Annotated in this window: 26 protein-coding genes; 23 read left to right on the top strand and 3 right to left on the bottom strand. The window is 27.8% G+C overall.

What is annotated here, in order from left to right; all coding sequences use genetic code 4:
• Positions 1–117: 117 nt before the first annotated feature.
• The 10 genes from ACQH24_RS04820 to ACQH24_RS04775 all read left to right on the top strand — a co-directional run bounded on the left by ACQH24_RS04820 (position 118) and on the right by ACQH24_RS04775 (position 9,160).
• On the top strand, positions 118–609 hold the full coding sequence (locus ACQH24_RS04820) for a hypothetical protein (RefSeq protein WP_425379499.1): 492 nt from the start codon (positions 118–120) through the stop codon (positions 607–609).
• Between the two features lie 88 nt (positions 610–697).
• A complete protein-coding gene (gene coaBC / locus ACQH24_RS04815; protein WP_425379498.1) occupies positions 698–1,864 on the top strand; it encodes a bifunctional phosphopantothenoylcysteine decarboxylase/phosphopantothenate--cysteine ligase CoaBC in 1,167 nt (388 codons plus the stop codon).
• A 2-nt stretch (positions 1,865–1,866) separates the two neighbouring features.
• Complete coding sequence (locus ACQH24_RS04810) at positions 1,867–2,631, top strand: type III pantothenate kinase (protein WP_425379497.1); 765 nt, start codon at positions 1,867–1,869, stop codon at positions 2,629–2,631.
• Between the two features lie 599 nt (positions 2,632–3,230).
• Positions 3,231–4,142, top strand: a complete 912-nt coding sequence (truB, locus tag ACQH24_RS04805; RefSeq protein WP_425379496.1) for a tRNA pseudouridine(55) synthase TruB — start codon at positions 3,231–3,233, stop codon at positions 4,140–4,142.
• Entirely contained in the window at positions 4,142–5,029 is an 888-nt protein-coding gene (ribF, locus tag ACQH24_RS04800; protein WP_425379495.1) for a riboflavin biosynthesis protein RibF, read from the top strand. Before truB ends, ribF begins: the two co-directional genes overlap by 1 nt.
• A gap of 98 nt (positions 5,030–5,127) precedes the next feature.
• Positions 5,128–5,394, top strand: coding sequence for a 30S ribosomal protein S15 (rpsO, locus tag ACQH24_RS04795; RefSeq protein WP_425379494.1), 267 nt, complete (start codon positions 5,128–5,130; stop codon positions 5,392–5,394).
• A gap of 441 nt (positions 5,395–5,835) precedes the next feature.
• Positions 5,836–7,137: a DEAD/DEAH box helicase gene (locus tag ACQH24_RS04790; RefSeq protein WP_425379493.1), complete on the top strand. Its 1,302-nt coding sequence runs from the start codon at positions 5,836–5,838 to the stop codon at positions 7,135–7,137.
• A 162-nt stretch (positions 7,138–7,299) separates the two neighbouring features.
• Positions 7,300–8,133, top strand: a complete 834-nt coding sequence (locus ACQH24_RS04785) for an ETX/MTX2 family pore-forming toxin (RefSeq protein WP_425379492.1) — start codon at positions 7,300–7,302, stop codon at positions 8,131–8,133.
• A gap of 17 nt (positions 8,134–8,150) precedes the next feature.
• The gene (locus ACQH24_RS04780) at positions 8,151–8,993 is read left to right on the top strand and encodes an ETX/MTX2 family pore-forming toxin (RefSeq protein WP_425379491.1); all 843 of its coding nucleotides are present in this window, start codon (positions 8,151–8,153) and stop codon (positions 8,991–8,993) included.
• Positions 8,994–8,998: 5 nt separating this feature from the next.
• Positions 8,999–9,160 carry a hypothetical protein gene (locus ACQH24_RS04775; protein WP_425379490.1) on the top strand — a complete coding sequence of 54 codons (162 nt, stop codon included), beginning with the start codon at positions 8,999–9,001 and terminating at the stop codon, positions 9,158–9,160.
• On the opposite strand, the gene ACQH24_RS04770 is transcribed toward ACQH24_RS04775, so the two are convergent.
• Together ACQH24_RS04770 and ACQH24_RS04765 are read right to left on the bottom strand one after the other, a co-directional pair.
• Positions 9,153–9,944 (bottom strand): IS3 family transposase, encoded by a 792-nt coding sequence (locus tag ACQH24_RS04770; RefSeq protein WP_425380682.1) that lies wholly within the window; start codon positions 9,942–9,944, stop codon positions 9,153–9,155. The genes ACQH24_RS04775 and ACQH24_RS04770 overlap by 8 nt on opposite strands.
• Before the next feature lie 41 nt (positions 9,945–9,985).
• A complete protein-coding gene (locus tag ACQH24_RS04765) occupies positions 9,986–10,261 on the bottom strand; it encodes a transposase (protein WP_425379385.1) in 276 nt (91 codons plus the stop codon).
• 112 nt (positions 10,262–10,373) lie between these two features.
• Between ACQH24_RS04765 and ACQH24_RS04760 the strand changes: the two genes are divergently transcribed.
• From ACQH24_RS04760 to ACQH24_RS04710, 11 genes are all read left to right on the top strand, one after another.
• Positions 10,374–10,937, top strand: coding sequence for a DapH/DapD/GlmU-related protein (locus tag ACQH24_RS04760; protein WP_425379489.1), 564 nt, complete (start codon positions 10,374–10,376; stop codon positions 10,935–10,937).
• A 326-nt stretch (positions 10,938–11,263) separates the two neighbouring features.
• The gene (locus ACQH24_RS04755; RefSeq protein ID WP_425379488.1) at positions 11,264–12,271 is read left to right on the top strand and encodes a hypothetical protein; all 1,008 of its coding nucleotides are present in this window, start codon (positions 11,264–11,266) and stop codon (positions 12,269–12,271) included.
• Between the two features lie 354 nt (positions 12,272–12,625).
• Positions 12,626–12,919, top strand: a complete 294-nt coding sequence (locus ACQH24_RS04750) for a lipoprotein (RefSeq protein ID WP_425379487.1) — start codon at positions 12,626–12,628, stop codon at positions 12,917–12,919.
• A gap of 20 nt (positions 12,920–12,939) precedes the next feature.
• On the top strand, positions 12,940–13,527 hold the full coding sequence (locus tag ACQH24_RS04745) for a substrate-binding domain-containing protein (protein ID WP_425379486.1): 588 nt from the start codon (positions 12,940–12,942) through the stop codon (positions 13,525–13,527).
• Between the two features lie 3 nt (positions 13,528–13,530).
• The gene (locus tag ACQH24_RS04740; protein WP_425379485.1) at positions 13,531–15,696 is read left to right on the top strand and encodes an ABC transporter permease subunit; all 2,166 of its coding nucleotides are present in this window, start codon (positions 13,531–13,533) and stop codon (positions 15,694–15,696) included.
• 156 nt (positions 15,697–15,852) lie between these two features.
• Positions 15,853–16,620, top strand: a complete 768-nt coding sequence (pstB, locus tag ACQH24_RS04735; protein WP_425379484.1) for a phosphate ABC transporter ATP-binding protein PstB — start codon at positions 15,853–15,855, stop codon at positions 16,618–16,620.
• A gap of 264 nt (positions 16,621–16,884) precedes the next feature.
• Positions 16,885–17,799 (top strand): tRNA (adenosine(37)-N6)-dimethylallyltransferase MiaA, encoded by a 915-nt coding sequence (gene miaA / locus ACQH24_RS04730; protein ID WP_425380694.1) that lies wholly within the window; start codon positions 16,885–16,887, stop codon positions 17,797–17,799.
• 9 nt (positions 17,800–17,808) lie between these two features.
• A complete protein-coding gene (locus ACQH24_RS04725) occupies positions 17,809–18,765 on the top strand; it encodes a chromate transporter (protein ID WP_425379483.1) in 957 nt (318 codons plus the stop codon).
• On the top strand, positions 18,765–19,412 hold the full coding sequence (locus tag ACQH24_RS04720; protein WP_425379482.1) for a chromate transporter: 648 nt from the start codon (positions 18,765–18,767) through the stop codon (positions 19,410–19,412). Before ACQH24_RS04725 ends, ACQH24_RS04720 begins: the two co-directional genes overlap by 1 nt.
• Before the next feature lie 188 nt (positions 19,413–19,600).
• The gene (locus ACQH24_RS04715) at positions 19,601–20,215 is read left to right on the top strand and encodes a DnaJ domain-containing protein (RefSeq protein WP_425379481.1); all 615 of its coding nucleotides are present in this window, start codon (positions 19,601–19,603) and stop codon (positions 20,213–20,215) included.
• A 547-nt stretch (positions 20,216–20,762) separates the two neighbouring features.
• Positions 20,763–22,187: a hypothetical protein gene (locus tag ACQH24_RS04710; RefSeq protein ID WP_425379480.1), complete on the top strand. Its 1,425-nt coding sequence runs from the start codon at positions 20,763–20,765 to the stop codon at positions 22,185–22,187.
• A gap of 32 nt (positions 22,188–22,219) precedes the next feature.
• Here the strand turns inward: ACQH24_RS04710 and ACQH24_RS04705 are convergent, their stop codons facing one another.
• Entirely contained in the window at positions 22,220–22,381 is a 162-nt protein-coding gene (locus tag ACQH24_RS04705) for a hypothetical protein (protein WP_425379479.1), read from the bottom strand.
• A gap of 143 nt (positions 22,382–22,524) precedes the next feature.
• Between ACQH24_RS04705 and obgE the strand changes: the two genes are divergently transcribed.
• The gene (gene obgE, locus ACQH24_RS04700) at positions 22,525–23,829 is read left to right on the top strand and encodes a GTPase ObgE (RefSeq protein ID WP_425379478.1); all 1,305 of its coding nucleotides are present in this window, start codon (positions 22,525–22,527) and stop codon (positions 23,827–23,829) included.
• Positions 23,829–24,581 (top strand): NAD(+) synthase, encoded by a 753-nt coding sequence (gene nadE / locus ACQH24_RS04695; protein WP_425379477.1) that lies wholly within the window; start codon positions 23,829–23,831, stop codon positions 24,579–24,581. The genes obgE and nadE overlap by 1 nt, the downstream gene beginning before the upstream one ends.
• Positions 24,582–24,666 lie beyond the last annotated feature (85 nt).

Genomic DNA, 24,666 nt, shown 5'->3' with positions numbered 1-24,666 from the left:
GTTTTTTGCAAAAACAAATAAATATAAGGTATAATATATTAGTATAAGAAGACATAACATTTCTTTAGAGTTTGTTTCTTATTAGGATGAAAAAAATATTTATACGGGGTGAAAAAAGTGTCAGTTTTAGGGGAAAATAATTGTAGTCAATTTTACGATAATGTAATTCGGGAATTATCATTAATTGTAAATAATGAAAAAATTATTTCACATGATAATCCTGTTTTAGCATTGGAAATTAAGTTATATTATATTATGAAAAATGCAAAATATAATGCAAGTCAAAAAGATGAATTATTAAAAAAAATAATTATTGAGCGAACAAAAACACTAGAATATAAAGTTAAAGAATTAATTCAAGAATACGCCCAAGTTTATCAAAAAATTTATCAAAAACCTTTAGATTTGCAATATGCTTATATGTCAATTTTAAAGAAAGTAAAATATTTTGTGCAAGAACGTTATAGGGAACGTTTAAATATTATCCGTGGTTTTTATTGTCGGTACTTAGAACAAGAACAATGATCTGAATTAGTAACTGGAATCATTGCTGAATCACAACGAAGAATGCAAGCTGCTTTTTTTATTAAAAAAAGAACAACAGGGTAATAACAATTAAAATCGGTATATTAATATTTTAATATACCGATTTTTATTTGTATAATTGTTAAAAAGACAAATAAACGAGGTGGATTTGATGGCAAAAATTATATTAGTTATCACGGGAAGTGTTGCTGCTTATAAAGGACTTGCTTTATACAAAGCCCTAAAAGAAGACCATAATGTTGAATTAATTGTAACGCCAGGGGCGCTCAAATTTTTAAAAGAAATACCATCAGTAGTTAAAACAGAAATTTTTACACAACAATATTATGATAAAAAAGACCCTTCTGAGCACATTTCAATTGCTGCTGATGCTGATTTATTTATTGTATATCCGGCAACTCAAAATTTTATTGCTCAAATAACACATGGTTTTGCTGATAGTTTAGGTAGTTTAGTTTATAGTGCTGTTCAAAGTCATAAAATGGTTTTTCCAGCAATGAATAGTGGAATGTATCTTTCCCCCGCGAATTTACGAAATTTAGCACAGTTAGCAAAGGATGGTGTTCAAATTTATGAACCACGTTTAGGAATGCTTGCTTGTAACACAATAGGGATTGGTAGGGCATGAGAATGAGAAGATGTCTTAACTGAAATTACACAATATTTAACTTGAAAAAAATTATGACAAAATAAAAAAGTAATGCTTAATTTTGGACGAACTAAAACATTCTTTGATGACATTCGTTATGTTACTAATAATTCAAGTGGTAAAATGGGGGATGCCTTACACACTGTTTTAACTTGAACAAATTGTACTTTGGCAACTATTGTTGGTGATTGTGATTTTCCGATTTATTATCCTCATCATAAGGTAAATACTAATCAAGAGATGTTAACAGCAATGTTAGCACAATATGCTGAACAAGATATTGTTATTGCTTGTGCTGCCTTAAATGATTATCAAATTGCTATGCCAAAAAGCGGAAAGATTAGTAAACGCGAACATCCCCAAATTAATGTTGCATTAACTACAAATATTGATGTTTTATTTGAATTAGGAAAGTTAAAACAACAACAAATTTTAATTGGATTTAGTGCCCAAAATGATTTTAATTTAGCTTATGCGCAGCGAAAACTAATTGAAAAGAATCTGGATTTAATTGTTATTAATCAAACTAAAGCAATGGGATCTGATCAAAATGAGGTTATTTTATTAACTAAGAAAATGCATCGTCAAATTCCGCAGCAAAGTAAAATTATTGTTGCGCAAGCAATTTTAACAGCAATTAGTGAAATAATAGAAGAGAGAGACAAATAACAATGAAATTATTAGTAGATATTGGCAATACGGCAATTAAATTTGCCGTGCTTAATAGGCAACAAAAAATTACAGTTTTTTTAGTAATATCTAGTCGGGAATTAATTGCTGAAAAGAATTTTCGGCAATTAATGACAACAGCTTTAAATAAGATAAAATTATCTTTGACAGATTTCACTTTAATATGTTTATCATCCGTTCGACCAATGTGAGATGATTTATTTTGTCAATTAGCATTTGATTTAAAAATTTCATTCTATCAAGTTAAAAAAAATTTAGCATTTGATCGGTTAGGAATTGATATTCCTAACCCGCGAAATCTTGGGGCTGATTTAATTGTTGGTTCATATGCAACATTAGATTTATGTCCTAATCAAGATGTTATTTTGATTAATATGGGGACAGCAACAACAATTTCATTATTAAAACAAGGAGTATTATTTGGAACCATTATTATGCCAGGTTTAGAAGTTGCGGCGGAAGCATTATTCAATCGAGCTCAATTATTGCAACAATTTGATTATTCTTATGAAAATGCCGTAGTAGGAAAAAATACAAAACAAGCAATCAATATTGGTTTGGTTAATGGGCATTTATTCAGCATTACAGCTTTTGTAGAAAAACTTACGACCCAAGTAGCAATGCCGCAAGTGATATTAACAGGAGGAAATGCAGAATATATTAATGCATTAGTTCCTTATCAATATGATAAAAATTTAATTTTTAAAGGATTAGTGGCAATTTTACAGGATAATAAATTAATATAAAAAATAGGACAATTGTCCTATTTTTTATATTTTGAGATATTTTTATAATTCTAAAGTCCATTTAGGTATTTATAATTTTTATTGTTCGTTCCTTTATTTTAAATAAAATAAAGATTACCTAACATGTCCATTTTTTTATTTGATTTACTTATTTGTCTACTTAAGACAAATTAATAATATCATAAATTTGGAAAATTACAATAATTTCCACGAAAATTTCTTTATTTATGGCTATTTATGGTTTAATTTTACATAAAAAAAATTAATTGAAGAAAAATGAACAGCCTATAAGAAACTTCAATTAATTTTCAAAAATGTATGAAAAACAAACTTTTAAGATTATTTTATATTTAAATATTGTCACAAAATACAAATTTTAGCACAAAAGGAAAGGCTAGAATAATTTAAGAAAGATATAAATGTAACAATATTTATTTTTCATACATCATTATCTTAAACTATATTTACTTAATAATCAATTAATTTTTGGTACTTTTTGAAAAATGCCCTAGGAACTATGAAAAGTGTGGTTGTTCAGTGCTCAGAATAATTTAAAAATGATATAATGAAGCAAGATAAGGAATGGGTGGTTTTAATATATGCACGACGGTATTTTTTTAATTAATAAACCAGCTGGTAAAACAAGTCATCAAATTATTCAAGAACTTAAAAGAACCTTGATGATTAAAAAAATTGGGCATGCTGGAACATTAGACCCTTTAGCAACGGGTCTGCTGGTGGTATTAGTTAATAATGCCACGAAAATAAGTGAATATTTATTAACAGCAGATAAAGCTTATGATGTTGAAATGCAATTATTTATTGAAACTGATAGTGGCGATATTACTGGTAATATTCTTCAGGAAACAATCCCTTTTAAGTTTCGTAAAAAACAATTAAAAAAAATTTTTAGTGAATTTAATGGTTTTATGTATGAACAATATCCCCCAAAATATTCTGCTATTAAAGTTAATGGTAAAAAACTTTATGAATATGCTCGTCGTGATGAAGAAGTTGAAATTAAACCACGAACAGTAACCATTAAAGAAATAAAATTAAAAGAATATAATCATCATAATCATACGATTAAATTTAGTGTATTATGTACAAAAGGGACATATGTTCGCAGTTTAGTTATTGACCTAGCAGCAAAATTAAATACCATTGCAACAGTTAAAAATTTATGCCGAACTCAGTCAGGAAATTTTTTATTAACAAATGCAATAAATCCAGAAGAAGTAAATTCTAGCCATTTAATTTCAATGTATGATGCTTTATTCCTTAATAAGCAACAGTTATTACTTTACCATTATGATGAAGAAATTAGACAAGGAAAACCGATTGTGATTATTAATCATACCGATCCAATAATTTTTATAATTGATAAAAATAAAAATGTTTTGGCAATTTATAAGCATATTGGTCGCCATGTTTATGCATGTCAACGCGGGTTATGAGCGAATATTGATATGAATCAATCCCAACAAGTAGATAAGGATGATCATTATTAATGAAAACTTTAATCTGAGATGAAGCAGCTAATCACAAAGCAAAAATTGCTTGTTTAGGTCAATTTGATGGTTTTCATTTGGGACATTTAAAATTAATTAATTGTTTAATGGAAATTAAAGCAAAACAAGATTTAGCAGCAGTATTTTTTACAATGTCACAAAGTGTTTCTGATTTTTTAAATCAGACCAATACAAAATTGTTAGATAATCATTCAAAACAGGAAATCGCCGCGAAATTAGGCTTTGATTATTATTTAGCTGTTCCCGTGACAAGGGAATTTATGAATTTATCAGCGCAACAATTTTTAACAATTTTAAAAGAACGCTTTAATGTTATTAAAATTGTTATTGGATCTGATTTTCGATTTGGTAAGAATCGGGAAGGGGACTTTAATCAAATTATTACTTTTTTTGGGAAAGAAAATGTTTATTTAATTCCGCGACAAGATAATTTTTTTTCTTCCACAACAATTCGAAATTTGTTATTAAATCATGATTTACCAGCGGCCAATAAATTATTATATGAAGATTATCATTTATGTGGCGAAGTAAAAAAGGGTAACCAACTTGGGCGTACGATTAATTTTCCAACAGCCAATATTTATTTACCACAAAAAGTAATTTTACCATATGGTGTTTATATCACGGAAACTTGTGTGGCAGGGAATCTTTATCAATCAATGACTTCATATCGGTTATTTGAAGGCCAAGAAGTGGTTGAAACATATTTATTAGATGTTAATTTAGATTTATATGGACAAGAAATTGTTGTTTATTTTAAAAAGTATTTACGGAAAAATATTAAAATAACTGATTTAACGGAATTAGTTGCGCTTTTAAAACAAGATTTAGCTGATACACTTGCATTTTTTGCAAATAAAGCATAATATTAACAAGGTTGTTATTTCGTTGATTTAAGATAACCCTTTCTTAAATTCTTTGATTTAACATTATATGCCGCACCAACGAAGGGAGAAATTTATAAATGGTTTCAAAAGATAGAAAAGCAGAATTAGTATCAACATTTGGTCAAAATGCTAAAGATACTGGTGCCACAAAAGTACAAATTGCAATTTTAACAGAAGATATTAACAATTTGACTGCGCACTTAAAAATTCATCGAAAAGATATTGTTTCAAGAAGAAGTTTATTACAAAAAGTAGCACAAAGAAAGCATTTACTTGCTTACTTAACTAAAACTGATTTTAATCAATATAAAGCAATCATTGAAAAATTAGGAATTAGAAAATAAAGTTTAAGAATCTTAAACTTTATTTTATTTTAAATTAAATAATTAATCGTCGAAATTGTAAATAAATATGTCAACAATATATCTGTTAAAATTATTAAAAAGTTGTCATATCGGTGCGGGTCTATTAAATAAAACATAATGTTAATTATTCGTCGTATTTATTAAATTTTTATCTTGTGATTATGCTGTTGATTTTTCTTTTCTCTTATATGTTATTGTTAATTTTGTTTTAAGTTATGGGTCGACACTCAATCGAAACGTAGCAATGTTTCTAAAATATAAGATAAAATGCTTGGTTTTTTATTTATTTTAAGGTATACTTATTGAGTTGTTAAACCTTATTTATTCTGTTATCCAAAATAATGCCAATATGTGAAATCAACAGTCGTAATGTTAAAAAACAACCAAATTATTTTATATTAACTATTTAAAGGAGATTAAATGAATTTTAATACACTAAATTTATCCCCAGCCTTAGAAAAAATGATTACTAAGATGGGCTATACTAATTTAACAGAAATCCAAGAGAAAGCTATTCCAATTGCATTAAATAATCAAGATATTATTGGGAAAAGCCATACTGGAACTGGAAAAACGGCAGCTTTTATTTTGCCAATTTTGCAAAGGTTAGATCCACAATTAAAACGACCACAAGCTATTATTTTATGTCCAACAAGGGAGTTAGCAATGCAAGTCATTGACCAAGTTCGAAAATTTGCAACTTATTTAGAAGGTGCAAATGCAACGTTATTATGTGGTGGTTCTCATTTGCAACAACAAATTTACTCATTACGAAAAAGTAACATTATTGTTGGAACACCTGGACGAATTGCAGATCATATTAATCGTAATACTTTACGATTAGATACAATTAAAACAATTGTTTTAGATGAAGCAGATGAAATGCTAAAAATGGGGTTTAAAAATGAACTTGATAAGGTATTTGAGAATGCCCCAAAAAAATATCAAACATTATTATTTTCCGCAACAATTCCAAAACAAGTATTGGAAATTGCTAATAAATATCAAAGTAATCCTGTTGAGATTGTTGCATCAAAAAATGTAAGTCAACAAAATAATATTACTCAATATTATGTTGATGCAGTTTCTTATCGGAAAGAAGATGTTTTACTAGCATTATTTAAAAATTTACAACCAAAGCGAAGTATTATTTTTTCTAATACAAAAGCTTTTACCGATAAAATCGCTAAAATGTTATCAACGATTGGCATTACTAGTTGTGTAATTAATGGTGATAAACGTCAACGTGAACGTTTTCAAGCAATGCGTTCTTTTCGAGAAGGTAAAGCAACGGTAATGGTTGCAACTGATGTTGCCGCGCGAGGAATTGACATTGATAATATTGATTATGTTTTTAATTATGATATTCCAAGTGAACGAGAAAGTTATATTCATCGAATTGGACGGACAGCTCGTGCCGGTGCAACGGGAGTCGCAATAACTATTGTTTCTAATCGTAGTGATTTAAATGAAATTAAACATTTAGCACAATATCAAAAGAAAAATATTGAGTTATTTGATATTATGAAGTATGGTTTAACGCCAAAAGCAAAAGAAGAAACAAGTTTTTGTAATCGTAACCAATCATTAAGTTCTAAACGAAATAATGGGAATACTAAATATGATAGTTCACATGGTTCGCATAACAATGATCGTCGTAATTTTAAAAAAAGCAGTACATCACAATTTGGAAAAAATAAAAAATTTGGAAAAAGAAGTTAAGTTAATAATGTTAATTTTCAATTTCTGTTAGTTAGTACTATTATTTTTAATTACCATTATTAATTTCACTTAAAGGAATAAATTATGTTTCTTAAAATTTTATAATGTGACATTTTAATATGTGGCAAAACTTGCTTAATATTCAAAAGAGGTGTGAAAACTATGAATAAGATATTAAAATTATTAACTGCCGTCTTTAGTATTAATTTTTTTGTTATGCCTTTAGCATATCAGCATAACTTATTAAATAATAATATTACTGATTCGCAAACTCCAAAAATTATTAATCTGGATGATTATATTACTTATGCATTATATAGTGATTTTAAAGCGCATCATCCATCTGTTCTTATTAGAAACCTTAATGTTATTTCCAAAAATTTAACTTATTCTAATGAAAATGTCTCAGTTAAAGATAGTACTTCGTTAAATGATATTGAACCAGGGATTTACTTTGGGAAGGCCACTTTCACCAATAAAACTGCATCAGTACAAACGTTTCAAACTCCGGAATTTATTCAAAAAGTGACTACAACTTATACTTATCAAACTATTACAGGAATTTCAGCTGGAATCGAGCTTAAATTTAAATATCTAGATTTTAATTATAAAGTTAATTATAGTAAAACAGATATTAATACAACAACCAATACCGTAACCCTTACTGCTCCAAATCAAGCAATTAAAGTAAAACCACATACGATTACAACGGCATCGGTTTATTTAGGGACTTCAAAGGGTAATGCTTATCTTAATTTAAATGCAGATATTAGCGGAACAGTTAAATGTGAAATTAATAAAATTAACGGGATTGGAATTACTTATGAAGCAAATATTGTTGATGCTTTTAAATCGTTACAAAAAATAAGTCCATTACCTGATGCCTTTAGTATCAAAGATAATAATTCTCTGCATTTTAATGGCTTAGGAATAATTGACGGATTTGTTACTAAAACTAATTATTTTGTGACGCTTAAGTATACACCTATTGAGTAAGAAAAGAGATGATTAAAATGAAAAAACCATTAATATTAACGGCTGTTTCCGCTCTTTTGGGTGGAACAATACCAATGGTAAGCAGGCCTATTTCAAATCAGATGACTAAAATTCAAACAAATCAGATTATTAATGACGGGCAATTAATTGATTTTGATGCTTTAAATCAAAAAGTAGCATTAGATGTTTTAAAACAAAATTTTCCAGATAAAACAATTACTAATGTTACAAATGTTACGGCAATAAATCTAAATGTTTTTAATGTAAAAGGGGCAATTACTGGTACCACAAGTACGGAAACACCACAAGCTCTTTTTATGGGAGAAAATATTTTAGATAATAGTGCCGGTGATACAGATCAAGTTCTAAAAACTTCATCGTATCAAAAGGAGGTTACAAATCAAACTGCGCATACTGTAACACATGGAATTACAATTTCTGCTAAAGCAACAATTGACGTTTTTAATATTAATCTTGATTATAATTTTAGTGATAGTAAAACAGATACACAAATAACAACAATTACTGTGAATTCGCCAATACAACAAATTATTCTGCCAGCCCATAAAAAAATGTTAGTAAAAACTTATTTAGGCCAAAATGATACAAAAGTTAATTTAGACCTCGATGCCACACTTAATGCAACAATTCATGGCAATTATAAAATTGATAATTCAAATATAACTTATGATTTTGATTTTCCTCTTGCACTAGCATATGAACAATATAGTCTTAACAATCAATTACCAAGTGGAATTTCTGTTGATATGATTAATCAATTGGTTAGTTTCCATGGTCTTGCTGATGCAGAAAATGTTTCAGAAAGTAATATTTATTCTGTTTCAATTGAGGAGGTATAATTATTATGAAAAAAATACTTTTATTATTTGTAACATCAAGTATTACAACAGCAACAGTAGTTCCAACAACATTGAAATTTAATGATACTAATTTACCTAATACCATTTTTAACTCGGTAAATTATAAGTTTGGAATGGCAAGGGTTTTTTGGACAAATTTTATGTAGAGTAATAATTTCTGTATTTTACTGGTGTTAAATAATTTAGTTTGCTATGAATTCGAATATTATTGTACCAATTAATGTAATCAAATAATTTTAATTTAAACTGCTCAATGTTTTTAAATTTATTATTTTTAATAAATTCAGTTTTAAAAATTTTGTATGTTGATTCCGCAACAGCATTGTCATAAGGACAACCTGGTTTACTGTAAGACTTTTGAATGTTATTTTTAGTTAAAAAGTTATAAATAAGATTGTTGTTAAATTCACTACCTTGATCAGTGTGAAATATTTTAATATCATTTAATGTAAAGTTAAGTTTATTAAAGGTATTTTTAACTAATTTTGCATTTTTGTGTAAACTAACATCATAACTAATAATTTCACGATTAAATAAATCAATTAGAAAGCAAACATAATATCATTTATTATTAATAAAAACATATGTTAAATCACTGACAACAACTTCATGTAGTTTATAATTATTAAATTCTTGATTTAATAAATTATTATATTTATATGTAACATTGCTTGTATTTGAATGTTTGTATTTGATTTTTGTATAATTTGAAATTAAGTTATATTTTCTCATTATTTTACTAATCTTTACACGAGATAATATAATATTTTGCTGAGCTAGCATGATTTTAATTTTTCTTGTTCCATAATTTTTACGACTTTTTAGAAAAATACTGATAACAGCATTATCAATGTTTTGATTATTCTTGGGATTATTTGCTTTTAATTGATAGTAATATGTTGATCTAGCCAATTTCAATGTTTTACATAAATTAATAATTGGATATTTTGCTTTGTTATTTTTAATGATTGCTATTTTTTGCCGATTATCAGTGTTGCTTGCTTTAAAATGTCATTTTCCATTTCTAATTGTTTAACTTTTTTACGTAATTGAATTAATTCGTTTTCTTCTGGCGTTCTATTGTCTTTAGCTTTAAATGAGTCCGAGTTACTAAATTGGTGAGCTCATTTCCAAACAGTAGATTTACCAATTTGGTAATCATTGGCTAATTGTTCAGGAGTTTGACCCATTTTGTAAAGACCAACAATTTGTTGCTTAAATTCATCGGTATAATGATTCTTTGCCATAATTACACCTCCATTGTAATTTAATTATAAATATTTACTCTACATTATTGTTGTCCAATTTATCTTAACCTATCCAAAGTACTTATAATAAGACAAGGAGAGATTAAACAAAATGACTAAAAAAGAGTATATAACATATATAAGAACAAATAATGAACCTTTTGATGTTTCAACTAATCAACATAAAATGCTATGAGATATTTCATACCGGGCAATAAAAGTTTTAGCAAAATTAAATCAACAATCAAATCCCAAAAGAATTCATAAGCTTTTTTGTAAATTAACTGATAAAAAAATTGATCCATCATTTATTTTATTTCCACCATTTAATTCAGAATGCGGAGTTAATATTACAATTGGGGAAAATGTATTTATTAATAAGAATTGTAATTTCCAAGATCGAGGGGGAATAGAGATTAATAATGATAGTTTTATTGGCATGAATGTTACAATTGCTACATTAAATCATGGTATAGATGCAAATAAAAGACAAATAATAATTCCCAAGAAAGTTATAATTGGTAAAAATGTCTGAATAGGATCAGGGGTTACAATAATTCCGGGCGTTACAATAGGGGACAATTCCATTATTGCAGTTGGAGCTGTTGTAACAAAAAACGTTGAAACTAATAGTGTCTATGCAGGTGTTCCGGCACATAAAATCAAAGATATTTAAAAAAGTATAATTTTAATTGCCCATAATGTTTGATTCAAAAAGGTTTTTTATTATTTACTAATTAAATGCTTCTTTAGTAAAAGATATAAAATAATAAGCAAAGTTATAAAACATATAATAGGATATATTAGATTCTATTATAATAAAATGATGGATTTGACATAAAATAATAAGCTTTTAAAAATAATAATAAAATCATTGTGGCAAAATGGAATATAGTAATTATTTGATAAAAAAGCTCTATTAATCTTGTATTTTATAAAAAATAAGATAATATTAACTATGCAGTGCCGAAGATATTACCTTTGGTAAAGGAGACAATGTGAATGAAGAAATTGTTAAGTATTTTTACTACATTTAGTATTTTAGTTACTCCAATAACGTGAGTTAATGGTTGCAGTCCAGTACTTGATTTACCTTATATTTCAAATAATAAAATTTCAAAAAATGCACAGAAAACAATTAATAAGGTTGTTTTAGAAAATGAAAAAAATTCGCAGATTAAATCATTATTTGATTATAATCTGGATGAATGAACAAATCCTAGTTTTACTCCTGTGAAAAACATTATGGAAATAAAATTTGATTTAAATAGTTTATTTTATCAAACATCTCAATATTTAAGAATGCAAAAAAATATGCCCACTAATCAGATAACTAAAAAAGATAGTTTAGAATATATCAAAGCAAGCTTATTATCTTCTAGTAATTTAATTAGTCAACCATGAGCCACTGTTGTTGAAAAATACAATTGATATTTAAATCAAAAAAATAAGGATCAAACAGTGCTTGATTTAGGGAAAGTAGTTAATTATTTTGATGGTAATACTTGAAATGACAATTTATATAATCAAAAACGGTGATTATATGTTGATCAAATTCGTAGCAATGATCCAAAAGATTGATTTAGGGATGCTCATGCCTGAACATTAAATCCAAATAGTGAGGACTATAATCAAGATACTAAATTTGATCAAGGAATTTTTTATCATGTTTTACTTAATAATTTTTTGGAAGCAGTTGGTACTAAATATTATGTTAATTTAAAAACAATTTGAAATGAAAATAATAGTCAACATCCGCTTAGTCCAGAAATCGCTGGAATTACTCTTGCTTTTACAACTTGAGATTCAAAAAAATGAACAAAGCATTTTGTTGATAATCGCCCAATTGTAGATAGTAATAACAATATTTTTGAAAATTTACCAATTTTACCGCTTGAACAGAAAATTGGTGTTAAATTAGTTGTTGCTGATATTTATGGCAAAATTTCAAATTATATTATTGGAAATTTTGTTCTTTCTGGTTTGTTAAATTTACAGCATGATTTGTAGTTTTTTTGTAAGTAAGTTACGAGCTATTTAATAAGAGAAAAGAAATTTTTTAAAGGTTTAGTTTAGCGTAAAATCTGATTTAAGGTAGGGGACTAAACCATCTTGTAAGTCTTATATATTTAACTTAATTTTGTAGATTTAAACATTAAATTTATTTTTAATGATTTTTTTTTGCAAATTTCTTGCTGCAACATATTTTATAACGGAAACAAATTTGATAAAAGGGTATTTTTCTTGCAATTTATTAAGTTTTAAACAAAAATTATCTTGTAAACAGTTTAAAGGTTTACATTTAGATCGTTTAATACTAGGTAATAATAAATAAATTACCAGAATCATTTGGAGGATAATGATTTGAAGAAAATTTTAGGATTATTAGCAGCATTGACACTAAGTAGCAGTAGTGCTGTTAGCGTGATTAGTTGTAAACAAAAACCAACTTATTTATTTGGTGGCTCAACTTCAGTTCAAGGCTTAATGAATTCTGTTTTAAAAAAATTTAGTCAAGAATACAATATTAGAGTTTCTTATAATAGTAGTGGATCTAGTGGTCGAGAAACAGGGATTAAAAATAATACTTTAGTTCTTGGCTTTACTTCACGTGCTTTAAAGTCAGAGTTTACCACTCCCCCGTATATGCTGGCTTAAAGTTTGCCATTGATGGCATTTTGCTAATTGCTAGTTTACCATCAGATTGCAATTTATCAGCAGGGGATTTAAATCTTGCAAACAATAAAGTTGATATTTTGCAACAAATTTATCAAGGGGAAACAAAAACTTGAGGTGATTTGTTAGGATGTCAATCTTCGACAAAAGTTATTCCAATTAATCGTGAACAAAATTCTGGGACACGTGATGTTTTCCAAGATAAATTAAAGATTAAAGAATTTAGTTCAGCATTACGAACAGTAAATAATACGGCAGCCGCGATTCAAGAAGTTAAAAATATTCACGGTGCAATAGGTTATGTTTCATATGGTGCTAAAAAATTAGTCAATGAAGCTGATTTGGATATTTTAAAATATAAAGGAGTAGCGGCGTCACCAACAAGTTTAGAACAAGATTATGAACTAAAACGCCATTTTGAATTAACATTTCGTTTGAAGGATAATAAGAATTTATCATTAGTCAAAGATTTTTTAGGGTTTTTAAAAGATAACAAAAAAGGTCAAGCGGCGATTCAAGCTGATGAATTAATTCCAGTTTGAGAGTGGTATGGGAAAAATCCTTTTTCTGACTTATCGGAATTAAATTAATTTATGTACCAGGTTAATACTAATATCTTTAAACGCAAACAAATTACTGATCGTTTAGCAAAAGTAATGATTACTTTATTTTCATTGTGTGGTATTATTGCTGTCTTTTTGATTATTTATTTCATTGTTGCTAGTTCAGTTCCTGCTTTGCGTTACCAAGGGTTTTGAAATTTTTTAACAGGAACTAAATGGGTTATTAATAATGAAACAGAAGAATATCAGTTTGGGGCTTTAGCGTTCATTGCTGGTACTATTTTAGTTTTAACATTAGCGATTATTATTGCTGCACCGTTAGCAATTTTAACCGCTCTTTTTGTAACAGAATTTTTATCAATCCGATTACGAAATTTTATTATTTTTATTATTGAATTATTAGCAGGAATTCCTCCCGTTTTATTTGCCGTCTTTGGTCGAGAAACAATTGGAATGTTGTTTGTGCGGTTTGGTGCTAGTGGACCAACCAATTTATTAACAGCGGGAACAATCTTAGCTTTTTTAGCTTTACCAACAATTTTTGTTTTATCAGCAAATGCTTTTTTGAGTGTTCCTAAATCTTATCGGTTTGCTGCTTTAGCAATGGGGGCATCACGAACATACACTGCCTTTAAAGTAGTTAAAAAAGCAGCTAAAACCAAAATCATTGGGGCTGTAATCTTTGGTATGTGTCGTGTTATTGGTGAAGTTACGGCTATGATTTTATTAACCGGAATGGCAGCACAAATCCCTAATTTAAACCAAGGGTTTTGGAATTTCTTATTTAGTCCAATTGCAACTTTAGCAACCCAAATTGGAATTGAATTACCAGAGCATGTTTCTAGTTTACATCGTTCTGCCTTATTTGTTTTAGGATTAATTTTATTAATGATGGTTTCAATATTAAATATTATTATTTTAACTACTTATAAAATTCAACGTCAAAGAGAACGTGAAAAACACTTAATTCGGGGATTAAAACGAAGATCTCGCCAATCGTTACCATCTTCATTGCCAATAACGAATAATTCAGTTAAGATGTCACAAGAAGAATTTGTGACTTTAATTAATAAAAAAATAACAACAAATTATTATAATAAAACAATGAATTATTGTCGAATCTTTTGAATGCTTTTAACTTGTTTATTAACGCTCAGTTTCTCGGCTTGAATTATTTTGAATATTATCAGTAATGGTTTTGCCGGAGTCACTTACCTCGCACAATTTGATGCAAGTGTTTTTATTGGTTATTATGAGTTATCTCCATTAATTATTTCTACTTTTATGTTAATTTTTACGGGGACATTTTTATCAATTCCAATCGGAATTATTACGGCAATTTATTTAAGTGAATATGCCCATAAAAATAGTCGCTTAGTAACTTTAATTCGGTTTTCAACAGATGCTTTAGTAGCGACACCATCAATTGTTTTAGCTATTTTTGGATATGTTGTCCTCGTAGTTGGGTTGCAACTGGGGCATAATTTTTGATCAGCGGGATTGATGTTTTTTATAATGACTTTACCAATTATTATTCGCGTGGTTGAAGATTCCCTGCGAAATGTTCCCCAAGAATATCGTGATGCTGCGTTAGCCTTGGGAACAAGTAAAATTGGAATGGTTTGTAAAGTTGCTTTACCAAATGCCAAAGGGGGAATTGTTACGGGGGTCATTTTTGCAATTAGCAAAATTATTACTGAAACTGCGCCAGTTCTTATTATCTTAACTTCCTCACCTTTTATTCCAACTAGTTTTAATGATGTTGGAACAACCTTAACAGTAAAAGTTTTTCAATTAGTTAATGAACCAGGAATGTTATTAGTTCTTTCAAACCAATTGCAAGTGCCATTAACTGAATTAACAAATCATATGATTCATCATTTGTCCTTTATTATTATTCTATTTGTTCTGGCTTTAAATATTTTTGTTAAGATTATTGGATCATTTGAAAATAATCGTCAGCCAAGATGATGAACAACAATTAGTATCTTTATTAAATGTTATTGTGGTTCTTTGCTGGGACGAAAAAATGCTTGGAAAAAACAATTACAGCAATCTTATGGTAAAGAAAATAAAGTTCAGAAAATTACAACAAAACTAGCGATTTATAATGCAGAATTATTAAAAGAATATCAAACAAAATTAGCAAAATTTCAGAATCAAGTTGAAAAAACATATCGTCAGAAAAAAAGATAATTATCAATTATCAATTACTGCTTTAGAACGTAAGATTCAAAACTTACAAGAGGAAATGGAATAAGTTATGATGAAAAAAACAACACAAACTTCAAACAATAAAATTAAACAATGATTTAAAAAATTTTTTCGTCGTTTAATAAATCACCATCACCATTGCCAAAAAATACAATTTTGGGAATTCAAAAATTTGATTTTTATTATAATTTTGGAACAAAGCAGGAGCTGTTTAATATTAATTTAAATATTTTAAGAAATAAGGTTACTGCTTTAATTGGACCTTCAGGGTGTGGTAAATCAACTTTATTACGGGCAATTAATCGTATGAACGACTTAATTGAGGGGACCAAAATTAGTGGGGCAATTATGTATAATGACAAAAATATTTATCAATATCGACAAAATATTATTTCATTACGAACTAAAATTGGAATGGTGTTTCAAAAACCAAATCCTTTTCCAAAATCAATTTATGAAAATATTGCCTTTGGTTTAAAAAGTTTAGGAATTTTTGATAAAAGAATTCTTGATCAAACTGTTGAATCATCATTACGCCAAGCTGCTTTATGAGATGAAGTCAAAGATAATCTTCGTGATTCAGCCCTAAGTTTATCTGGGGGCCAGCAACAACGGTTGTGTATTGCCCGCGCAATTGCTTTAAAACCAGAAATCTTGTTAATGGATGAACCAACTAGTGCTTTGGACCCAATTGCGACAGCTAAAATTGAAGAATTAATGGCCGATTTAAAAAAGGATTTTACCATAATAATTGTGACGCATTCCTTGCAGCAAGCCGCAAGAATTTCGGATTATACGGCGTTCTTTTGAATGGGACAATTAATTGAATATAATAAAACATCGTTATTATTTTCTCATCCTCGCGAAAGAAAAACAGAAGATTATATTACTGGTCGTTTTGGTTAAAAGGAATAAAATATGATAAAATGTAATTGTCCGCAAGGACAGTTTTCTACGTTTATTATAACGTTAAAGTGTGCTTGGGGTTATTAACCGCTATATAAATCAATAACTCTACACCCAAACACTTAAAGCGGTTCAGAGTTATTTTAAAAATAAAACAAAACTAACACTTGTTGTTAGTTTTTAATTTGAAAAAGTAGATTTTTTAATAAAAATTAGTTATATTTATAAAGAGACTAGGGAGGTTTTACTGGTGAAAAAAAAGTCATTTTAATTGTTGGCCCAACAGCAAGTGGTAAAACAAATTTATCAATTAAGGTTGCACAACAATTTATGGGTGAATGTATCAATGCTGATGCAACCCAAATCTTTAATGGACTAGATCTTGCAACAAACAAAATAACGCTTGCGGAACAAGCAGGAATTCCTCATCATTTATTATCAACAATTGATTTAAATAATAATTATTCTATTAATACTTATCAAAAACAAGGACGACTTATTTTAAACAGGCTTTGACAGAAAAATAAGCTGCCAGTTGTTGTTGGTGGTAGTGGATTATATATTAATGCGTTATTAAAAAATTATCAATTTTCTAACCACGGTCGAGATTTAGAAAATGCAAAACAGTATGAGCAATATTCAAATCAGGAATTGTGACAAAAATTGGCCGTGATTGATCCTAAGGAAAGTGATAAAATTCATCCCAATAATCGAAAACGGGTGTGGCGAGCATTAGAATATTACTTTCAGACAGGAACCTTAAAGTCAGATAATGATCAACATTATGCTGATTGGTATGTTGAACCATATATTATTGGGCTATTACCAGATAAAACTGAACTTTATCAGCATCTTCATGATCGGGTTTTAAATTTAACAGAACGAGGATTATTTGCAGAAGTAAAAGCAGCATATGAATATTGCAATTATGATGTTACTAAACAAAGTATGAAGATTATTGGTTGTCCAGAAATTATCCAATATTTGAAAGGTGAAATTTCGTATGAAGCAACTTTATCGGCAATGGTGCAGGCTAATAAACTTTATGCGAAGAAACAAATAACATGATTCAAACATCAATTAACAAATATTCATTGATATCCATTTCATTATGATCAGTTTGAAGATATTTGTCATAAAATTATTTTAGATTTACAGAGTGGTGATTATTTAAAATAGGAGGTTAAAATGAAAATACCAGCAGAATTACAACCATTTGCGGAAATGGTTCAAACAAAACGTCATCATATCGCAACTAATGTTCAGATGCGAAAAGATTATTATACGATAAAGAAAACAAAAATAATGTTAGCAAAAGAACCAGGATGACGGGCAAAAAGAAAAGAGATTGCAAAAGAATATCAGCAGGAACTTAGCAGTTATTATTTAAAAGCCAATCAATTTTTTAACGAACAAATTTCGGAAGTAAAAGCAACAATAAATTTCAATCTTATGACAATAACAAGTTTAAAAAAAAGTCGTACTAAAAGTAATAAAAGTGAAATTAAAAAACAAATTAAAAATTTACAAGCAAATAATACACAAAACTATCAAAAGTTAAATATTTTACAGCCACATTTATTTTGAACGATTGTTTTAATGTTTATTAAGGTTGCTTTTATTGGGTTTGGTGGGGGAAATGCAATGTTGCCCATTATTCTTTCAGAAATTGTGGAAAAAAAGGGATGAATTAGTGCAGAATATTTTGATAAAATTGTGATTTTATCAAATGCTTTGCCGGGACCGGCCACAATTCAAGTGCCGGCCGTTATTGGTTATCAACTGTATGGTTGACGGGGTGCATTAGCGGCTTCTTTATGTGCTAATTTTCCATTGATGTTATTAGTTGGGGCTTTAACTGTTATTTTGCAAAATGCAATTCCGGAGTTATATTTAGCATATATATCATTAGCAATTATGCCAGTTATTTTAGCTTTAATTTTTGTTCTAATTATTAAAATGTTTCAATCATCAATGAAAGAAATTACCTTGTTTGTTTCTTTACCAATTATGATTTTTTGAATAATTTTTTTAGTTGTAATTCCGGCTCCATATAATATTCCAGCAATTGTTATTATTGTGATGATAGTTATTAGTTTAATTATTTATAGTTATAAAAATAGAAAGAAACGAGGGCAAAAATAATGGTTTTAAATATTATACTTTATATTGTTGTTTGTTTCTTAGTGGGAATTACAACTTTTGGTGGTGGACAAGTTTTTTATGTTATTTTTAATTCATTATTTACTTTACTTCTGACACCAGTAGTGGCAAATGAATTAGTTACTGTTCAAGATTGAGATTGAGGTTTAATTTTTTCATCAGTGACGCCAGGTCCAGTTTCGACGCATTTAACAGCATATTTAGCAATTTTAGTTTCAAAACAAAATATTGCATTATCATTATTAATAATGATTATTTCTTATGTTGTTATTACTTTACCAGCGACAATTATTATGGTTAGTGTTGATAAACGCGTTACAATGAAAAGCAATCAATTTCAGTATCTTACAAAATTATTAAAACCCGCTGTAATTGCTATCTTATTTTATTTAATTATTGATTTAGTTTTTTCGATAGCGAATTTTAATTTATATACTGGGACAGCCGGGAATGGACCCTATAGTTTTATTACTGGTAACTGAGTTGAAATTATTAAAGTAAGTGTTTATTTTATTGTTGACTTTAGTTTAGCTGTTTTTATTTTTTTGAAGTGTAAAAAAATTAATCCATTATGAGTAATTTTATGTTCTGGTGTTGTTGGTTTTTGTATTTTTTATTTTATTCATTAATTTAAAGGTTTTTAGAAAATAATTATTAAATTATTAAAATTTTGGTATAATTTATTTTGGCAAAACAATAGAAAAAACTATTAGAAATTTAACTAGATATAATGATAATAATAAAATTACACTTTTTTTGGTAAAGATAAAAATTAAAAATGATTTTATTTGTAAGTTATTTTTGTAAGGAGAAAATAATGAAAAAAAATTACTATAAAATATTAGGAGTATCATCAAATGCTGGTAACAAAATTAAAGAAAATTTTCGGCGATTAGCAAAAAAATATTATCCTGATGTTTCAACTATCAGAAATGCAGAAAATAAATTTCATAAGATTACTGAAGCATATGAAATCTTATCAAATCCAAAAGCTAAACAGGAATATGATGAAAGTTTACTATTTAATAAGTTTGATAATGTCAAATACAAAGATTTTTTTGACTTTAATAATAAAGTTTGATCAAAGAAAAAAACATTTAACAAACCTAAAAAAGGACCACTTTTGATCGGAAAGGTTGTTTTAAAAGCACAAGATGTTATTCGTTTAGGGAAAGCTAATGTTACTTTATTTGTTGAAGAAAATTGTACAATTTGCCAAGGCGCGGGTTATTATTTTGAAAATGGTTCTGAATGTTTCTGTGCTACTTGTGGGAGTTTCGGACGTTATCAATTGCAAAAAACAATTGTTGTTTATTTACCAAGTTTATCAAAATTAAAACAAAAAGTAGTAGTTCATCGGGTTGGCCATGCTGGGTATTTTGGGGGCGAACGTGGGGATATTAGGTTGAAGTTAATTTTGCAATGTGAATAAAAAAACATTTTAATTAAAATATTTAATTAAAGAAAAGCTGAATTTTAAGAATAAAAATAGTTTTTTTTGTTTAAGTACATAATTATTATCAGAAATAATAAAACAATAAAGCGATAACAAATTAATAAAGATTTTAGATATGCATTATTTTCAGAATAAAATATCTTTTATTTTTTTCAAAAATTTTAAATTAGGATTAGGTGAAATAAGGGCTGATTAATTCTTATTTTTTTCAATTTTACTTTTTTTAGTATAAATTGACGGTTGATTAAAAAAGTTTAACTTTTTATTATAATAATATTTGCTTCATTGTTTTAAATTAATCTTTTATAAATAGAAAAAATAATAAGAAAGAATATAAGTTTAGTATTAAGAATTACTTTATTTTTTAAATTATCTTAGCAAATTATTTCTAAATTAGACTTTTAAATAGAATTAATTTGATAAATAAACAAAATAGTTTTTTTTTTTTTTTAAAAGAGATAATTAATCAATAAGGAAATAAAAATGTTCTAAAGAAATTATAATTAAGAGGAGACAATATGATATGAAACAGTTATTAAGTTTATTAGGGATTTGTACCTTAAAAACAACTAGTGCAACTGCACTTGTTAGTTGTAAAACTCAATTAAAGATTAATGAAGATACGAATGACGAGCAAACGGTAAAAGATATTGATAACTTATTAAAAATTGCGAATATGGCAAAAAAAGCTTTAAATGAAGGTTTATTTAGAAGTAATATTGATAGTAAAGATGTTAGAGGATTAGATAAAATTTATCAAATAGTAACAAAACTTGATGAGCCTTATGTATTAAATAAAACAAAAGATGGTAGTATCATAAATTATTTTGATACTGTTTTAAATGTAATATTTGCTAATATTAATCATAAGATTATTCAAGATTATTCAAATTATTATTATGATAGTCTACCATTATCATATGAGAAAAATGATGTAGAATATACTATTAATTGAGTGGACAAAAATGATTTAAATTTTTCTAATTTTAATGTTGTTTCTGTTGATTTGAAATTAAAGTTTAAGGTACAATTTAAAAATTATATTCAGGATGAAATTTATTCTGTTATTTTTAATGTCACAAATAATTTAACTAAATTAGATGAAGTGATTACAGACGTTTCGAAAATTATTTTGCCAGTTTTCAAAAATTATGCAAACCAATATAAAAATGTTAATTTAGGACAAGATAAGTCAGAAAAAGGTTTTTCAGAATTGTATGATGAATTTAATATCATGTATGGAAAAAATTATCAGCAAGTCGAAGATACATTTAAAAACAGTTTTCAAAATTATGTATTAAAGTCAACTATAAATAAGTATCACATTTCTTTTAATAATCAAAATTTATTTTTAGATCAAACATCTTCTGCTTTTTTACCAAGTTATGACCATAAACAAATACATCCAAATTTTTCCGAAACATTTAAATTAATAAGTCATTGGACCATTTTTGATATTGATATGAATGAGTTAACAAATAAAAAACCAAAATTATCATTTAAGGCCCAGAGTGAAAGATATCAGGCAAGAATGAATGAACAGTATAAAAAGTTTGTTGATGAATTTTATGAATTACATTGGGAAAATGATATTTTGAATTTAGCAACATTTAGTTTTAACTGAAATTTTGTGAAATTAAGTGGTCTTGCTTTAGCAAGAGATTTTAGTGAATCAGTTGGTGCAGATTTAGGAACTGCGATAAATATTAATCGTAAATTCTTTAATAACAAATTACAAAATTTTATTAATATTATTGTTGAATTTTATAAGTCTGTTGATATGCAATTAGTGTGGTATGCACAAACGACGTGGTTTTTGAAAGAGAATGTTTTTACAAAATATCTTAATGATCCTAAATCTTTTTCCTTTAATAATTTTGCAAAATCAAATTTTAAGAATACATCTATTGGAGAAAAATTATCAGATATAAATTTATTGAATTTTTAAGCTTTTGAAAATGTATTGTATCCCCCTCATGCTTATCATGGCGACCCTAATGAGCCTGCCCCATGAGATGGATCACGACCACGACTTAATTTTTTTGCTAATTCCATGATTTCTTTTGCTTTTGGGAATAATGACAGTAAACAAAATATTATATTTCCTTTTCATTTTAATTTTGACAGTTGGAAAAGTAGCAATCATGTCCCCACAGTTGAGACTAGCAATTTCTACATTCGGAGTGAATAAATTTTGATAGAAAAATAAAATAAATAAGAAAACGAATAGATTGTTCGTTTTCTTTTAGTATAATGATAGTAATAGATTTAGAAAAGGATTAACGATGAAATTTATTGATGTTGCTAAAATTAAATTATTTGCTGGAAAAGGAGGGGATGGAGCGGTTGCTTTTCATCGTGAATTATATGTTCCAAAAGGAGGGCCATCGGGCGGCGATGGTGGTAATGGTGGGAGCATTATTTTTGTTGGTGAAGAGGGAATGAACACCTTATTAGATTTAAAGTATCAACGGGAAATTAAAGCGCTTGATGGTGAAAATGGAACTGTTAAAAATATGCATGGTAAAAATGCTCTTAATAAATATATTAAGGTTCCGTTAGGAACCTTAATATATAATAACGAAACAAATGAAATCATTGGTGATATTGTTGAACATCAGCAGGAAATTATTCTTGCAAATGGTGGGCAAGGTGGTCGTGGTAATGCACGGTTTGCAAATTCCAAAAACAAAGCACCAACCATTTTTGAAGCTGGTGATTTAGGTGAAACCTTAGAAATTCGTTGTGAATTAAAAGTTTTAGCTGATGTTGGTCTTGTTGGCTTACCAAATGCTGGCAAATCAACGTTATTAGCTAAAATTTCAAAAGCTAAACCCCTAATTGCCGACTATCCATTTACAACTTTAAAACCGCAATTAGGGGTTGTTCGCGATGATAGCAATTATAGTTTTGTTGCAGCTGATTTGCCAGGATTAATTGCTGGTGCTGCAATTGGGAAAGGTTTAGGTCATGACTTTTTACGTCATATTGAGCGCTGTAAATTAATTGTTCATGTCTTAGATATGTCAGGAAACTATGGGACGGAAGATGTTTATCAAAATTATTTAAATATTAAAACAGAATTAAAAGATTATAATTATAAATTAGAATTACGAAAAGAAATTATTGTGGCAAATAAAATGGATCTTGAGATTTCAATGGCAAATTTAGCGACGTTTAAAAAACAAATGCCAACTGCTGATATTATTGAAGTTAGTGGTTTAAAAAATCAGAATTTAACCCTATTAATAAATCAAATTGGAACAACTTTACGAAGCATTAATGAAAATAAAGCTTTATGGCAATTAGATGAACCAATTGAAGAACAAGAAGATTATAAGGTATATACTTATGATATGCCAACTGAAAAAGAAGTAGTCGTTGATAATCTTGGCAATGGTATTTGAAAAGTTACTGGTACTGCAGTTTATAAAGCATATCAGAAAACGCCAATTAAAACATATGATAATTTATTATTATTTAATAAAAAATTACAAGATTTAAAAGTTTTTGAAATATTACGAGCAAAAGGGGCACAATCTGGTGATACAGTTCGATTTTTCGATTATGAATTAGAATGGGATGGTTAATGATGAGGGATTTAAAACAGTATTTAACATATTTAATTGATTGAATTAAAGCAGAAGTAATAAAGGCAAATTGTGATGGGGTTGTTGTTGGTTTATCTGGCGGAATTGATTCTGCTGTTGTGGGTTTATTAGCCCAAAAAGCTTTTCCTAATCATCATTTAACTGTTGTAATGCCTTGTCATTCTGATCAGTTTGATCAAGAATGTGCTAATTTATTAATTAATGCTCATCAATTAAAACATCAAGTTGTTGATTTATCATCAACATATGATCAATTAGTTGCAGACTTAAGAGCACCACAACATCAATTAGCATTAGCTAATATCAAACCACGCTTACGAATGACAACGTTATATGCATTAGGCCAAAGTTATAATTACTTAGTTTTAGGAACCGATAATGCTGATGAATGACATGTTGGCTATTTTACTAAACATGGTGATGGTGGTGTTGATTTAGTTCCCCTTATTCACTTGTTAAAAAGTGAAGTACAACAAGCAGCCCAGTTATTAGGAGTTCCAACGGAAATTATTACGCGAGCACCAACAGCAGGATTATGAGCAACACAAACGGATGAACAAGAAATGGGTGTTAGTTATCAGCAATTAGATGATTATTTGCAAGGAAAAACAGTGCCAGTGGTTGTGGCAAAACGAATTCAAGCATTATATAAAGGTTCGGAACATAAACGACAATTAGCAAAAGCTCCGCCAGTTGCTTTTAGTCCTTTAATTATTACAAGTAAAAAATAAGAATTATTACTGACATTATTATTTAATATTAGTTTTTTAAAATAAATATTTTAAAAGTATTACAGAAGAAGGAAATTTAAAAAAG

This window comes from Spiroplasma endosymbiont of Stenodema calcarata, assembly GCF_964031205.1.
Taxonomy (GTDB): Bacteria; Bacillota_I; Bacilli_A; order Mycoplasmatales; family Mycoplasmataceae; genus Spiroplasma.
The sequence above is the reverse complement of the archived record's forward strand: the minus strand, read 5'-3'. Positions and strand labels throughout refer to the sequence as shown.